Source organism: Flavobacterium mesophilum (assembly GCF_039581405.1).
GTDB lineage: Bacteria > Bacteroidota > Bacteroidia > Flavobacteriales > Flavobacteriaceae > Flavobacterium.
The window spans coordinates 473,124-489,116 of record NZ_JBCPXZ010000003.1; the positions used below are offsets into that span (position 1 = coordinate 473,124).

At 34.4% G+C, this 15,993-nt stretch carries 14 protein-coding genes; 10 read left to right on the plus strand and 4 right to left on the minus strand.

Annotated features, from left to right (window positions below; all coding sequences use genetic code 11):
* Window positions 1-8: 8 nt before the first annotated feature.
* On the plus strand, window positions 9-362 hold the full coding sequence (locus AAYQ19_RS11010) for a hypothetical protein (protein WP_343536307.1): 354 nt from the start codon (window positions 9-11) through the stop codon (window positions 360-362).
* 20 nt (window positions 363-382) lie between these two features.
* Here AAYQ19_RS11010 and AAYQ19_RS11015 read toward each other — a convergent pair whose 3' ends face one another.
* Both AAYQ19_RS11015 and AAYQ19_RS11020 read right to left on the minus strand, forming a co-directional pair.
* Complete coding sequence (locus AAYQ19_RS11015; RefSeq protein WP_343536309.1) at window positions 383-955, minus strand: hypothetical protein; 573 nt, start codon at window positions 953-955, stop codon at window positions 383-385.
* A 66-nt stretch (window positions 956-1,021) separates the two neighbouring features.
* Window positions 1,022-1,588, minus strand: a complete 567-nt coding sequence (locus AAYQ19_RS11020; RefSeq protein ID WP_343536311.1) for a hypothetical protein — start codon at window positions 1,586-1,588, stop codon at window positions 1,022-1,024.
* Between the two features lie 117 nt (window positions 1,589-1,705).
* Here AAYQ19_RS11020 and AAYQ19_RS11025 point away from each other — a divergent pair, with 117 nt between their 5' ends.
* The 7 genes from AAYQ19_RS11025 to AAYQ19_RS11055 all read left to right on the plus strand — a co-directional run bounded on the left by AAYQ19_RS11025 (window position 1,706) and on the right by AAYQ19_RS11055 (window position 11,910).
* Window positions 1,706-4,480, plus strand: a complete 2,775-nt coding sequence (locus AAYQ19_RS11025) for a 2-oxoglutarate dehydrogenase E1 component (RefSeq protein ID WP_343536313.1) — start codon at window positions 1,706-1,708, stop codon at window positions 4,478-4,480.
* A gap of 75 nt (window positions 4,481-4,555) precedes the next feature.
* On the plus strand, window positions 4,556-5,797 hold the full coding sequence (odhB, locus tag AAYQ19_RS11030) for a 2-oxoglutarate dehydrogenase complex dihydrolipoyllysine-residue succinyltransferase (RefSeq protein ID WP_343536314.1): 1,242 nt from the start codon (window positions 4,556-4,558) through the stop codon (window positions 5,795-5,797).
* Between the two features lie 216 nt (window positions 5,798-6,013).
* Window positions 6,014-8,458 carry a TonB-dependent siderophore receptor gene (locus AAYQ19_RS11035; protein ID WP_343536315.1) on the plus strand — a complete coding sequence of 815 codons (2,445 nt, stop codon included), beginning with the start codon at window positions 6,014-6,016 and terminating at the stop codon, window positions 8,456-8,458.
* A 64-nt stretch (window positions 8,459-8,522) separates the two neighbouring features.
* Window positions 8,523-8,855 (plus strand): hypothetical protein, encoded by a 333-nt coding sequence (locus AAYQ19_RS11040; RefSeq protein WP_343536316.1) that lies wholly within the window; start codon window positions 8,523-8,525, stop codon window positions 8,853-8,855.
* A gap of 15 nt (window positions 8,856-8,870) precedes the next feature.
* Entirely contained in the window at window positions 8,871-9,173 is a 303-nt protein-coding gene (locus AAYQ19_RS11045) for a hypothetical protein (protein WP_343536317.1), read from the plus strand.
* A gap of 3 nt (window positions 9,174-9,176) precedes the next feature.
* Entirely contained in the window at window positions 9,177-10,727 is a 1,551-nt protein-coding gene (locus AAYQ19_RS11050) for a PepSY-associated TM helix domain-containing protein (protein ID WP_343536318.1), read from the plus strand.
* Between the two features lie 64 nt (window positions 10,728-10,791).
* On the plus strand, window positions 10,792-11,910 hold the full coding sequence (locus AAYQ19_RS11055; protein WP_343536319.1) for a PepSY-associated TM helix domain-containing protein: 1,119 nt from the start codon (window positions 10,792-10,794) through the stop codon (window positions 11,908-11,910).
* A gap of 54 nt (window positions 11,911-11,964) precedes the next feature.
* Here the strand turns inward: AAYQ19_RS11055 and AAYQ19_RS11060 are convergent, their stop codons facing one another.
* Together AAYQ19_RS11060 and AAYQ19_RS11065 are read right to left on the minus strand one after the other, a co-directional pair.
* The gene (locus AAYQ19_RS11060) at window positions 11,965-12,312 is read right to left on the minus strand and encodes a toxin-antitoxin system YwqK family antitoxin (RefSeq protein ID WP_132990494.1); all 348 of its coding nucleotides are present in this window, start codon (window positions 12,310-12,312) and stop codon (window positions 11,965-11,967) included.
* A 209-nt stretch (window positions 12,313-12,521) separates the two neighbouring features.
* Window positions 12,522-13,523 (minus strand): TlpA family protein disulfide reductase, encoded by a 1,002-nt coding sequence (locus AAYQ19_RS11065; RefSeq protein ID WP_343536320.1) that lies wholly within the window; start codon window positions 13,521-13,523, stop codon window positions 12,522-12,524.
* 159 nt (window positions 13,524-13,682) lie between these two features.
* Here AAYQ19_RS11065 and aspS point away from each other — a divergent pair, with 159 nt between their 5' ends.
* Both aspS and AAYQ19_RS11075 read left to right on the plus strand, forming a co-directional pair.
* Window positions 13,683-15,434, plus strand: coding sequence for an aspartate--tRNA ligase (gene aspS / locus AAYQ19_RS11070; protein ID WP_343536321.1), 1,752 nt, complete (start codon window positions 13,683-13,685; stop codon window positions 15,432-15,434).
* Window positions 15,435-15,732: 298 nt separating this feature from the next.
* The gene (locus AAYQ19_RS11075; RefSeq protein ID WP_007137066.1) at window positions 15,733-15,927 is read left to right on the plus strand and encodes a cold-shock protein; all 195 of its coding nucleotides are present in this window, start codon (window positions 15,733-15,735) and stop codon (window positions 15,925-15,927) included.
* Window positions 15,928-15,993 lie beyond the last annotated feature (66 nt).

A 15,993-nucleotide genomic window follows, 5' to 3' on the forward strand; every position in this document is an offset into this window, starting at 1 on the left:
TTGAAATTATGTATGTTTCACCTTTAAATACAGAATTGCTGTTCGAAGCTGCTCAAAAGGAATCTTTGTACTTGAACTTAATTGAGCAAATCAACAAAGATTTTAATTTGGCCAATGAAGGAATTGATTTCCCGTTAAGCATTTCTCCCGATGAATTAAAGATTCAGCTACACGAAAAAATCTACCGAATGATTCAGTATAAATTTGCTGAATACCTCAATCTTTTATACATAATTGACGTCGCAGAAAACGAAATCAAACAACTCGACGGCTCTGATTTAGTGATTCTTGCCGAACAAGTTTCTTTTTTGATTTTAAAAAGAGAATGGCAGAAGGTTTGGTTTAGAAATTATTACAAATAAGGTTCTGAGGGGCTAAGATGCTAAGGTTCTAAGTTTTTCTTATTATTATGAACAACGCTTTCTAACTTATCCAATTCATTAATTAGTCCAAAACCTTCAGTATTTATTTTACTTCCTATAATCTGGAAACGAGCATTTTTAAAGCAGATCTTTGCTATCCCAACTGTTTTTGCATTTTTCTTAAAAACAAAGACATCTCTATATTCAGCGATACAAGCACAGGCATCATTTTTTAAAGAATCTTTTTCGCTAAATACATTTTCAACACTCTTTTCATCCTTAATTGATAAATTCGATTTTTTGTAATTATGGCTTAGAAGTATTCTTTCAAAATCTTCTTTTGGGATACTGTCAGGAAAAGTATGTATATAGATATTGACTAACTCTTTTTCTTTTTCAGTTTTATTTTTTTTTCTAACGAGCTTAAAAAAAATATCTTCAGAAATATCCAAATAATAATGATCAACTTTATCAGCATCAAAAAAAGGTCGCAATTCTTTTTTTGCAACCTCTTCATTATTCGCATCTGATTTCTTTGAATTATTACAGCCTAAAGCTATAATTACCGTAATTATAAAAATAAATTTCTTCAAATTTTCGTTTTTAAAAAACTTAGTCCCGATAATTATCGGGATAGCGTCTTAGAACCTTAGTACCTTTTAGAAATATACCCTCACAAAAGGCATAAATCCAGATCCGTATAAACTTTTATTGGGATTGTATAAAATGTCATAACGTCCACCAATTGTAACATTGTTTGTTCTATAACCTGCGCCTAGATATAATGCAGTATTCCAATAACTATCTGAATACGCAGGATAATAATTATGATAAACATCGTAGTGTGCTTCATATTGCGTATCCACTCTTACTTGTTCTAATTCAGCAGACAACTGAATTTGAGGAATTGGATTTACTAATCCGATAAGACTTCCTCCCCAAACAAAAGATTCGTAATAATTTTTCTGATATAAATAACCAAATTGGAGTCCCGCTCCTACAGCTACAATTTCATTGACATTGTAAATAGCACTTGGCATTACAGAAATATTGGTATATCCAGACCCAAAACCTAATCCGAGTCCGCCTCCAAATTGCACTTTATCCCAAAAATGGCTGCTGTTGTCTATAACATAATTTTGCTGTGCTTTCGCATTGGTTGAAAATAAAACTGCCAAAATCACAAAAAAAGAATTGAAAACGATTGAAATTTGATTTTTATTCATAGTTAACGTTTATTTTAACAAATTTTTACGTAAAAGTACGTAAAAAAAAGATTTAAATAAATGTGATTGTTGTACTTTTGCGTTTCTATATAACAAAAAAGTATATTCACTCATATTATGGATAGGTTTTCATTTTTAAACGCAGCGCATACCGAGTTTTTTGCACAATTATACGATCAATATTTAGTTAACCCAGACAGCGTTGAGCCTAGCTGGAGAAGTTTCTTTCAAGGTTTTGACTTTGGAATGACGACTTATAATGACGAAAATCCTGTGCAAACAATTGTTGAGTACGTGACAAGCGACAACACAGATTACAGTCAGGTTTCAGAAAAACTAAAGAAAGAATTCAACGTTTTAAAATTAATTGACGGATACCGTACGCGCGGGCATTTATTCACGAAGACAAATCCTGTTCGTGACCGTAGACAATCTTCGCCAACTTTAGACATTGAGAACTTCGGTTTATCTTCAGCAGATCTTTCAACGGTTTTTGATGCAGCTCAAACAATCGGAATGGTACCTTCTTCTTTACAAGATATCGTAAACCGTTTAAAAGCTATTTACTGCCAACATATTGGTATTGAATATATGTATATCAGAAATCCTGGCGTTGTAAAATGGATTCAAGATAAATTAGCTGTAAATGTTAATCAGCCTACTTTCTCAACTGATGAAAAGAAAACAATCTTAAATAAATTAAACGAAGCGGTTTCTTTTGAAAACTTCCTTCATACTAAATATGTTGGACAAAAACGTTTCTCATTAGAAGGTGGAGAATCTATCATTCCAGCTTTAGATGCTTTGATCGAGCAAGCTGCAGAAAAAGGTGTTGAACAATTCGTAATGGGAATGGCTCACCGTGGTCGTTTGAACGTTTTGGCTAACATCTTCGGAAAATCTACTCAAGATATTTTTGGTGAGTTTGATGGAAAAGATTACGATCAAGAATATTTTGACGGTGACGTAAAATACCACTTAGGTCTTACTGCTGACAGAAAAACAAGATCTGGAAAAAGCATCAACATCAATTTAGCACCAAACCCTTCTCACTTAGAAACTGTTGGAGCTGTAATTGAAGGTATCACAAGAGCGAAACAAGATAAATATTATGCTGATGATTTCTCTAAAGTATTGCCAATCGCAGTACACGGGGATGCTGCAATTGCAGGTCAAGGTATTTTATACGAAATCATTCAAATGGCGCAACTTGATGGTTACAAAACTGGAGGAACAATCCATATCGTAATCAACAACCAAGTTGGGTTTACAACAAACTACTTAGACGCTCGTTCTTCTACTTATTGTACAGACGTTGCTAAAGTAACTTTATCTCCAGTATTGCACGTAAATGCTGATGATGCTGAAGCTGTTGTACACGCAGTATCTTTCGCATTAGACTACAGAATGCAATTTGGACGTGACGTATTTATTGACTTATTAGGATATAGAAAATACGGACATAACGAAGGTGACGAGCCTCGTTTCACGCAACCTGTTTTATACAAAATCATTGCTAAACATAAAAACCCAAGAGACATTTATGCTGAGAAATTACTTTCTGAAGGCGTAATCGATGCCTCTTATGTAAATGGTTTAGAGAAAAAATACAAATCTGCTTTAGAAGAAAACTTAGAAGCTTCTCGTAAAAAAGATTTGACTATTATTACTCCATTCATGAAAAACGAATGGGAAGGATTTGTTCAGGTAACAGATACTCAAATGCTTCAAAAAGTAGATACTACTTTTGACAAAAAAGGTTTGGATTCTATCATCAACACAATCTCAACATTACCAGCTGACAAAAAATTCATCAGCAAAATCACTAAAATTGTTACAGATAGAAAAACAGGTTACGACAACAATACTGTTGACTGGGGAACTGCAGAAGCTTTAGCTTACGGTTCGCTTTTAACGGAAGGATTTGATGTTCGTATTTCTGGACAAGACGTTGAAAGAGGAACTTTCTCTCACCGTCACGCTGTAGTTAAAGTTGAAGATTCTGAAGAAGAAGTAATCTTATTAAACGGTATTGAAAACAAAAAAGGAAACTTTGGCGTATTCAACTCTCTTTTATCTGAGTACGGAGTTTTAGGTTTTGATTACGGATATGCATTAGCGAATCCAAAAGCTTTAACGATTTGGGAAGCACAATTTGGAGATTTCTCTAACGGAGCTCAAATTATGATTGACCAATACATTTCATGTGGTGAAGACAAATGGAACAACCAAAACGGTATCGTAATGTTGTTGCCTCACGGATATGAAGGACAAGGTGCAGAACACTCTTCTGCAAGAATGGAGCGTTACTTACAACTTTGCGCAAGACAAAATATGTATGTTGCAGATTGTACAACGCCAGCTAACTTCTTCCACTTGTTAAGAAGACAAATGAAAACGAATTTCCGTAAACCATTGGTAGTTTTCTCTCCAAAAAGTTTATTGCGTGATCCAAGATGTGTATCTACAGTGGATGAAATCGCAAGCGGAAGTTTCCAAGAAACAATTGATGACAATACAGTAGATAAAAAGAAAGTAAAAACTTTAGTTTTCTGTACAGGTAAATTCTACTACGACATTGTTGCTGAAAGAGAAAACAACGGAAGAAATGACGTTGCAGTTGTTCGTATCGAGCAATTATTCCCTTTCCCAGTGGAGCAAATCAAAGAAATCATTGCAAAATATCCAAATGCAGATGATTATGTTTGGGCACAAGAAGAGCCTAAAAACATGGGAGCTTATAGCTTTATGTTAATGAACTTTGATCTTGTAAAATGGAGATTAGCTTCATTAAAAGCATATGCTGCTCCTGCATCAGGAAGTTATACACGTGCAAAACGTCGTCATGCAGATGCAATTAGAATGGTATTCGATAAAAATTTATTTAGATAATTAAAAATATGTTTCAAGTTTCAATCCCGATAGCTATCGGGATTAAAACCTTAAAAAACCTTAAACAAAAACAAGATGATTTTAGAAATGAAAGTCCCATCACCAGGGGAATCAATAAAAGAAGTTGAAATTGCAACTTGGTTAGTAAAAGACGGAGATTATGTAGAAAAAGATCAAGCTATTGCTGAAGTTGATTCAGACAAAGCTACTCTTGAATTGCCTGCTGAAATGAGCGGTGTAATTACACTAAAAGCGGAAGAAGGTGATACAGTTGCAGTAGGTGCTGTAGTTTGTTTAATTGATACTGATGCTGCAAAACCAGCAGGAAGTGCTCCAGCTGCACCAGCAGCAGAAGCTCCTAAAGCGGAAGCGCCAAAAGCAGAGGCTCCAAAGGCTGAAGCACCAAAAGCAGCTCCAGCTCCAGCAGCTACAAGTTATGCGGCAGGAACTCCATCTCCAGCAGCAAGAAAAATTTTAGACGAGAAAAATATTGCTCCTGCATCAGTTTCTGGAACTGGCAAAGGTGGAAGAATCACTAAAGATGATGCTGTAAACGCAGTACCTTCAATGGGAACTCCAACTGGTGGAAGCCGTGGAACTGAACGCGTAAAATTATCTATGTTGCGTCGTAAAGTAGCAGAAAGATTGGTTTCAGCTAAAAATGAAACTGCTATGTTGACTACTTTCAACGAAGTAAACATGACGCCAATCAACCAAATCCGTAATGAATATAAAGATGCCTTCAAAGCAAAACACGGTGGTCTTGGCTTAGGATTTATGTCATTCTTTACAAAAGCAGTTACAAGAGCTTTACAATTATATCCAGATGTTAACTCTATGATGGATGGTGATTACAAAATCAACTATGATTTCTGTGACATCTCTATCGCGGTTTCTGGACCAAAAGGTTTAATGGTTCCTGTTGTTCGTAATGCTGAAAACTTAACTTTCCGTGGAATTGAAGCTGAAATCAAAAGATTAGCTTTAAGAGCTCGTGATGGTCAAATTACAGTTGACGATATGACTGGAGGAACTTTTACAATTACTAACGGTGGTGTTTTCGGAAGTATGTTATCTACTCCTATTATCAACCCTCCTCAATCAGGAATCTTAGGAATGCACAACATCATCGAGCGTCCGATTGCTGTAAACGGAAAAGTTGAAATTCACCCAATGATGTATGTTGCTCTTTCTTACGATCACAGAATCATCGACGGACGTGAGTCTGTTGGTTTCTTGGTTGCTGTAAAAGAAGCTTTAGAAAATCCATTAGAATTATTGATGAATGGCGACGCTAAACGTGCTTTAGAGTTGTAATTTTAAATAATTTACGACAATACCGAAAAACCTGTTCATTAATTTGGACAGGTTTTTTTGCTTAAGATTAGCTTAATTTTAGCTTAAGATGTTAATTTTTTAAAGAAATGTAAATTTTACCCTTTAAAAAAGAATTATTTAGAATAAATAAAAATAGCTTGTATAGTTGATGCTCAACGCTTAAATTTGCGCTATTAAAATTAATTCTAAATAAAAATGAAATTAAAATTTACATTTTCTGTTTTAGCATTTTGTTTTTTCTTATTGACAGGCGCAACAGTAACTGCACAAGAAAAAGCAACTGTTAAAGGTAAAATATCTTTAAATAATAATGAATCTCCTGAAGGCATTTCAATCGCTTTAAAAGGTACCAGATTTGGAACAATTGCTGATGAGCAAGGTAATTACAAAATCAAAAATGTTAAACCGGGAAGCTACACATTAAAAGTTTCAGCTGTTGGTTACAATACAACCGAAAAAAAGATTACTGTTGCTGAAGGACAAGAATTAACTGAAAATATTAACCTTACTTCAAATTCAGAAGAATTAACAGAAATAGTTGTAAATGGCCGCAAAAACAGTTTTGTACGCAAAGACAACCAACAAGTTTCAAGATTGCCTCTTAAAAATCTTGAAAACCCACAAGTTTATACTACAATCACAGGAAGCGTATTAAAAGAACAAGTGGTTACTACATTTGATGATGCATTAAAAAATGCTCCAGGTGTTACGCAACTTTGGGCTTCAACAGGACGCGGAGGTGACGGTGCTAGTTACTACTCTTTAAGAGGATTCCCAGTTCAAGCTACTATCGTTAATGGTGTACCAGGTTTAACAAACGGAAGTTTGGATCCTGCAAACATTGACAGAGTTGAAATCATCAAAGGACCTTCAGGAACTTTATTCGGAAGTAGCTTAATTTCATACGGAGGATTAATCAATACTACAACAAAAAGACCTTACAAAGGATTTGGTGGAGATGTAAATTACACAGTTGGAAGCTACGGATTAAACCGTGCAACTGTAGATCTTAACACTTCTCTTAACGATAAGAAAACACTTAATTTCAGAATTAACTCAGCTTATAACAAGCAAAACACTTTTCAAGATGCTGGTTTCAGAGAATCATTTTTTATCGCGCCATCATTATCTTATGAAGTGAACGACAAATTATCATTCTTAGTAAATACAGAATTCATGACTAATGAAACAACAAACCCAACAATGTTGTTTTTAGACAGAGGAAATCCGTTAAGAGTTCACAATATTGCTGAATTAAAATACGACAACAAACGTTCGTACACAAGTGACGAATTGACAATCAAAACGCCTTCTTACAACATTCAGGCACAAATGAACTATAAGCTTTCTAGCCAATGGACTTCGCAAACAATTTTCTCTACAAGTAATGCTAAGTCAACTGGAAACTACGCTTATTTATACGAAGGAACTGCTTACACTCCTATTACTGACGGAATTGTTTTGGCAAGATATTTTAACTATCAAGACAACAAAAACGTAACTTTTGATGTACAACAAAACTTCATTGGTGATTTTAAAATCGGAAACATGAGAAACAGACTTGTAGTTGGTTTGGATTATTACAACAGAGTAGCTCTTGATCGCGGAACAGGTTATTTCGGAAACGGTTATGTATATGTTGGAGATAATTTAGCACAATTCAATGCGGCATTTGGACCTTCAAATGGTGATACAGGAGATTTGACAAAAGCGGGATCTGATGCAATTGTTGGAGACGCCCCAAGAAACAACAACAAAACAAAACAAGAAGTTTACAGTGCTTATTTCTCTGATGTAATCAACTTTACTCCTGCCTTTTCTGCAATGGTAAGTTTGCGTGCAGACCGTTTTATGAACGCGGGAGATATTTCGACAGACGCTGATAACTATAATCAAACTGCTTTCTCACCTAAATTCGGGTTAGTTTACCAACCTATTATTGACAAAGTATCGATTTTCGCAAATTACATGAACGGATTCTCAAATGTTGCACCAGGTGAAAACGTAAATGGAACTGTGAGAACTCCTGTAACTTTTGACCCTGAGCATGCAAACCAAATCGAATTTGGTACAAAATTGAATATTTTCAAAGATAAATTATATGCTACTTTAAGTTACTACGATATTAAAGTATCAAATATGGCTTACAGCGTAAGACCAGATGCAACAACCGTAACGAACTATCAAGACGGTGGGCAGCACAATAAAGGTTTTGAAGCTGAATTTATCGCTAATCCGATTACAGGTCTAAACATTATTCTTGGCTACAGCTACAATGATGCTACTTTGACACAAGGAGATGCTGACTTCGTAGGATACAGACCAGAAAGTGCTGGTGCTTATAACTTGGCAAACTTATGGGCGAGCTACAAATTTACTACTGGAGTTCTAAGAGGTTTTGGTTTAGGATTTGGTGGAAACTATGTTGGAGACAACAAAATCATGAACAGATCTGTTTCAGGAACATTTACAATTCCGGAATACACAGAACTTAACTCATCTTTATTTTACAGCGCAGAAAAATTCGCTATAACGCTTAAGTTAAACAACATCGCAAACAAAGAAATCTATGACGGATGGTCAACAATTCATCCAAAAGATCCTAGAACTTTCGCCGCAAGTTTCTCTTATAAGTTTTAATAAAAAAGTCAAACAAAACACCTTTCTGTTTGTTCAGAAAGGTGTTTTTTAAATTCCAGAAATTATGATAACAATTGCCAGTCTTGTCGTTTTTTTAGCTTTTTACACGCTTTATTACACCTCAAAAAGAGCCACTTTATCGTATGATTTAGGGTTTGAAAAATGGATGCAAAGAAATCCAAAACAAACTAAAATCACTGGATTATTTCTATTGGCTACAGCATACTCAATGTGGCTTTTTACAAAGTCTTTGGGCTGTGGAACGCTGTTATTTTTTATTCAACTGATGACTGTTGGAAGTCTTATTATCATTCTGACTCCATTAAAAAAAGTAAACAGCAAAGCGCTTCTAGCATTGCTTGTTTTTGTTGCCATTTTAGAATTCTACTACAACTAAATCTTCTTAATTTCTATGCCAGCAAATCCAAAATATTTAACTCCGGCTTTTTTGCCTCGTTTTCTAAAAATTACAGCAGCAATTTTAGGAGGTTATTTAGTGTCTGTCACTTTTCATTTGGCTTTGGCTGCTTGGTTCAATCGTGCAGATGTATTGATCACAATGGCTTTCAGCGGATTCATTCTTTGGGTCGCATTGATGGTAATTGCTTTTTTGGCTAAAAGTGGCTGGAAAATTTGGGGCATTTACATTCTTTTAAGTCTTCTTTTTTGTCTTTTTATCTACTTGGGTCAAACCCATAATCAACCGGCGCACTAATCTATGAACAACCGTCATTATAATATCTATTTTCATACACATACTGTCAGCGGAATTGTAATCAGCGTAGCGTTATTTGTAATTTTCTTTGCTGGATCTTTTTCTTTTTTTAGAGATGAAATCGTCAATTGGGAAAGAAGTGAATCTACAGCACAAACAAAAGAAATTCAACTAGATTACAATGATGCCCTGCAGCATTTGGATAAAAAATATGTTTTGCACGCAAGAAATATTACGATTTCTAAGCCATATCTAGAAAACCGAGTTGCTGTTTCGCTCGGAGGAACAAAAGATTCGCTGGTTCCAAAAAAGCAACGTCTCGGCGATTATTTTTATTTGAACAATAAAAACTACAAATCCTATACTTACGAAGAAGCTTATTCTTTAGGAGAATTATTATATCGCCTGCATTTTTTTGCACAAATCCCTTATCCTATAGGCTATTACCTTTCTGGATTTACGGCGTTATTTTTCTTATTTGCAATTGTAACAGGAGTTTTATTGCATTGGAAAAAAATCGTATCCAACTTCTATATGTTTCGTCCAAAAGAAAAATTAAAAACACTTTGGACAGATGCGCACACGGCTTTAGGTATGATTGGCTTGCCTTTTCAATTCGTTTATGCCGTAACTGGAACTTTTTTTATGATCAAACTTTTGATTGTGGCACCAGCTGTCAAGGTTTTATACAATGGCGATCAGGATAAATTGTATAAAGAATTAGAATATACAGATGCTGATTACGATTTTGGAAAAAAGAATTTAGCTAATCCGTTTAACATAAATGAGCTGGTTGCAAAAGCAAAAAGCAATTGGGCTGATTTTGAAGTTACGCGCGTGTATATCCAAAATTATGGCGATATTAATATGCATGTTTTAGTTGAAGGCGAATTGTTGAACAACAAAAAATTTACTGGAATTGGAAAAGTTCTTTATCGTGTTGCGGACGGAAAAGTGGTTGCAAAGAAGGATCCTGTTTCTCAAACTAGTTATCTTGATGTTGTAAAAAATGTTTTATACCGAATCCATTTTGGCGATTATGGCGGATATGCGCTAAAAATCATAAGCTTTATTCTCGGAATTATTACTTGTTTTGTGATTATTTCTGGAGTTATGATTTGGCTTGTTGCCCGACAAAAAAACAATCTGCCTGAAAAGAAAAGACGTTTCAACGCAGCGGTTGTTCGAATTTATTTGGCAATTTGCTTGAGTATGTACCCAATTACAGCTTTGGCATTTATTGGAAGCAAAGTTTTCTATCCTTTAACGCAATCTGATTTGTTTAAAATTTATTTCGGCGGATGGCTGATCTTGACAATTTTCTTCATCATTAAAAAGAATGACGCTTTTACCAATAAATGCTGCTTGATTTCAGGAAGTATTCTAGGCTTTTTGATTCCAATTACAAACGGAATTGTTTCTGGAAATTGGTTTTGGAATTCTTTTATGGAAAACAAAATTCAGATTTTCTTTATTGATGTTTTCTGGATTTTCCTGGCATCAATCACGCTTTATACAGCTTATCATTTAAAACCTAAAACTTCGGTTTCTTAAAAATTAGCTGAAATAATTTGCCCTCTATTGATTTTGCGTATAATTTTACGCTTTAAATCAAAAAATGGGATTCAAAACGAAAATACGGTTTATACACAAATGGCTCGGATTAATTTCCGGGCTTATTGTTTTTATAGTCTGTATTACGGGCTGTATTTTCTGTTTTCATGACGAAATCAAAGACATTACCCGAAAAGAATGGCGTTTAGTTGAACCTCAAAACAAAGCTTTCCTTCTTCCTTCTGTTTTAAAAGAAAAAGCCTTAGAAGTTGTTCCGAAGAATAAAGTCAGCATGGTGGCTTATTACGGAAAAAACCGATCGGCTATTGTTTATACCTATTCTGATACCGAGAATTTATATTTGTATTTCAATCCGTATTCAGGCCAATATTTAAAAACCGAAAATCCAAAATCCGATTTTTTCATCATTGTTGAATACATTCATTTGTATTTGCTTTTACCAGATTATATTGGAAAACATATCATTGGTGGCGCAACGATAATCTTTATTTTGTTATTGATTTCGGGAATTATTCAGTGGTGGCCAAAACGCAAAAGCGACATCAAAAGAAGTTTTACCATTAAATGGAATGCCAAATGGCGCCGCGTAAATTACGATTGGCACAATACTTCTGGATTTTACATTGCTTTAATTGCTTTGATTTTAGCAATTACAGGATTGACTTTTACTTACGAATGGGTTGGCGACGGCATTTACAAAACCTTCAATTTTGGCGGAGATAAAGAAGCTGAAACAAAAACGCCAGTAATTGATACCACAAAATTCAAAACAAATGCTGTTGATGCAATTGACAAAGCTTTTGTTCAAACCATGAAAATGCAACCAAAAGCCGAAATGTTTTTTGTGATGATTCCGCAACAAAAAGGTGCTATTGTAAGTACAGGCGCGTATCCGCATACGTTACGTTATGATCAGCAAAGCAATTATTATTTTCATCCGTCAAGCGGAAAATTGATCAAGAGCCAAACTTTCGACCGAAAAACACTAGGCCTTCAAGTTGTCGAAATGAACTACGGAATTCACACTGGACAAGTTCTAGATTTGCCTGGAAAAATTATTGCTTTTACAGTCAGTTTGCTTGCTTCAGCATTGCCTATTACCGGTTTTATAATATGGTTTGGAAGAAGCAAAAAATCAAAACATAAAAACAAAAAGACATAAAAAAACCGTCTCATTTTTTAACGAAACGGTTTCTTTATAATTTGTCGAAATCAATTAATTTCTGTTTGCTAAAGCATTTTTCTGTAGATTTTTTACTGAACTAACTTTGTTGTCTACATAAGCCACCTCTTTTAAAGTGTCTTCAGTAAAGAAAATCCATTTTCCAGTTTTCACTCCGTCTGCGTATTCTCCAACGGCTTTTTTATTTCCTTTTTCGTCATAAGATACCCAAACACCATCAAGCTTTCCATCCTTAAAGAAGCCTTCTTGCTGCACATTCCCATTTTCATAGTAATAAGTAGCTTTTACCTTGTTTCCAACGGCTTCTAATTCAGGTTTTGCTTCCTGCGCAACTAACATTCCAGAGAACAATAACGCAGCTAAAATTACACTCTTTTTCATATCTGTAGGTATTAATGTTAAGAAATCTTTATCAAATATAGTCAAATGTTTACATTAAAAAAACTTTTGCTTAACAATTTGGTAACATTGAGTAAAAACTTAACATTGGAAATTCTCCGAAAACAAAAAAACCAGCGCTGAGGCACTGGTTTTGCTGGTATTTTATGAAAATCAGAATATTACGATAACGTTATCGAATTCGTAAGAAATTAGTTTAATAATGCATCCAACTGTGTTTGAAGTGCTTGGTCAGATGGTCGTGTTGCATTTGAATCAATAACCTTTCCTTGTGGATCAATTAGAATAAATCTCGGAATTGACATGACATTATAGCTCTTTGCAAAATCAGAATTCCATTCATTATCAGCAATAAGCTGAATACCGCCAAGTTGTTTATCGGTCACAAATTTTTGCCATTTATCATGATCTTTTTGCGCATCTATTGAAACGCTAACAAACTCAATATTTTTACCATGGTATTTTTCTTCTACTTTTTGAAGAAAAGGAATTTCAGCTCGGCAAGGACCGCACCATGTTGCCCAAAGATCGATATAGACATATTTCCCTTTTAAATCAGAAAGCTTTGTTTTTCCTCCTTTATGATTTTCATATTCAAAATCTGGAGTTGTTTGATTATTCATTGCCGCTACTTTCTGAGCTTGTTCACGATGTTGTATCAAATAAGCAATATCTTGTTGACTTCTTTCAGTTTCTAATTTTACAAATTCGGGATCTAATTTTTTATTGCTTAATCTTTTCGCATCAGCTGTTTTTTTCTCTTCGATCAATTTATAAAATGAGATATCATCAAAATTACCCACTTTTCCGTCATCATACAACTTTTCGTCAGCAAGAATTCTTTGCGCCAAAACATTGTTTTCATCGCTTCCTTTTCCTTTATAAACAATCGATTCATCAAATTGTTTAGCATCCATTTTCAATTTGATATCGTAGCCGTTTTTCAAAAACAATTCTGAAGTTTCAACTCCGTCTGTAAAACTGCTTCGGCCTCCATCAACAGAAAGCGTATCTTTAAAAATTCCTTTTTTATCAACTGTAATGGTTTTTACAATTTTACCTTTATTGATAATTTTGATAATGTCACTATTTCTATTGGCAATATTTGCCTCAAAAGTCACATATTTTTTAGATTGTGCAATAGCATTAAATGTGCTAAAAAGAACTAAGCCAGCAATAAAAAGTTGTTTCATAATTTATTAAGGTTTGTTTTTTGGTATCTCAAATCTAAAGAAATAAGAGCTTTGAAATTTCAGAATTAACAAAATATTTAAAATTATTCTGCATCAACTTTTCACTTTACTATATTATCTTGAATTTTGTATTTACTTTTGCAGTCTAAAATTTTGATTATGTATAGAAGTCATAATTGTGGCGAACTTAACGCCTCAAATATTAATACCGAAGTTACTCTTGCTGGATGGGTTCAAAAATCACGTGATAAAGGATTTATGAATTGGGTCGATTTGCGCGACCGTTATGGAATTACACAACTTATTTTTGACGAAAGTCGTACTGATAAAGCCGTTTTTGAATTAGCAAAAACTCTAGGTAGAGAATTTGTTATTCAAGTAAAAGGAACTGTAATTGAGCGTGAAGCCAAAAACAAAAACATTCCAACAGGTGAAATCGAAATTTTAGTTTCTGAATTAACTATTTTAAATTCTGCACTTACTCCTCCTTTTACAATTGAAGATGAAACAGATGGTGGTGAAGATATCAGAATGAAATACCGTTACTTGGATATCAGAAGAAATCCAGTAAAAAACAGTTTGTTATTCCGTCACAAAGTAGCGATGGAAGTTCGTAAATATTTATCTGATTTAGATTTCTGCGAAGTTGAAACACCTTATTTAATTAAATCAACTCCAGAAGGAGCAAGAGATTTCGTTGTACCAAGCCGTATGAACGAAGGTCAGTTTTATGCATTGCCACAATCTCCACAAACTTTCAAACAATTATTGATGGTGGGTGGAATGGATAAATATTTCCAAATCGTGAAATGTTTCCGTGACGAAGATTTACGTGCAGACCGTCAGCCTGAGTTTACTCAAATTGACTGCGAAATGGCATTTGTGGAACAAGAAGATATTTTGAATATTTTCGAAGGATTGACAAGACATTTATTAAAAGAAATTAAAGGTATTGAAGTAGATAAATTCCCAAGAATTGCCTACGACTATGCCATGAAAACATACGGAAACGACAAACCAGATATTCGTTTCGGAATGAAGTTTGGAGAATTGAACGAATTTGCACAACACAAAGAATTCCCTGTATTCAATGCGGCAGAATTAGTTGTCGGAATCGCAGTTCCTGGAGCTGGAAACTACACTCGTAAAGAAATCGACGGATTAATTGACTGGGTAAAACGTCCTCAAGTTGGTGCATCTGGAATGGTGTACGTAAAATGCAACGAAGACGGAACTTACAAATCATCTGTTGATAAATTCTACGATAATGAAGATTTAGCTAAATGGGCAATAGCTACAGAAGCAAATCCTGGAGATATGATTTTTGTACTTTCTGGACCTGCAAACAAAACACGTGCTCAACTTTCTGCTTTACGTATGGAATTGGCAACTCGTTTAGGATTGCGTAATCCTGAAGAATTTGCTCCATTATGGGTTGTAGATTTCCCATTATTGGAACTTGACGAAGAAAGCGGTCGTTACCACGCCATGCACCATCCATTTACTTCTCCAAAACCAGAAGATATGGCTTTACTGGAAACAGAACCAGGAAAAGTTCGTGCAAACGCATACGATATGGTTTTAAACGGAAACGAAATTGGAGGTGGATCTATTCGTATTCACGATAAAGCGACACAACAATTAATGTTTAAATATTTAGGATTTACTGAAGAAGAAGCAAAAGCACAATTCGGATTCTTGATGGATGCTTTCCAATTTGGAGCTCCACCTCACGGAGGACTTGCTTTTGGTCTAGATAGACTTGTAGCAATTCTTGGAGGTCAAGAAACAATTAGAGATTTCATTGCTTTCCCTAAAAACAATTCTGGACGTGACGTAATGATCGATGCACCTGCTGCAATTGACGATGCACAATTGAAAGAACTTCATATTAAAGTTGATATTGCATAATTTTTACAAAATATTCAAAACACAAACGCCGATTGATTTTTTTTTTCAATCGGCGTTTTTTTCATCTTTTTTTGAAAAAAACAAATGCAATCGATTACTAAATTCTTACATTTTGCCTTTTTTAATATTCTTACAATTAATGATTCTCAAATTATCCTATTTTATTGGCATATCGATGCAATAAACCACGTAAAAACACTGTAAATCAATAATTTTTACAAAAAATTAACACGTACATGTCTTTTGTATTAGTTAATATGTTACATTTGCTTTATTATAAATTATTATTACAATTACAATGCGTACAGGTACAGTAAAATTTTTCAATGAATCTAAAGGTTATGGGTTCATTACAGACGAAGAAACAGGAAAGGACATCTTCGTTCACGCTTCAGGAATTAACGCGGAAGAATTACGCGAAGGTGACCGTGTAAGCTATGAAGAAGAAGAAGGAAGAAAAGGGAAAGTTGCTGCTAAAGTAGCAGTAATCTAAGAAAAATATAGCAATTTATTTTTTTTGCCTCTGAATGGTTTTAAAAACGCTTCGATTAATTTCGAG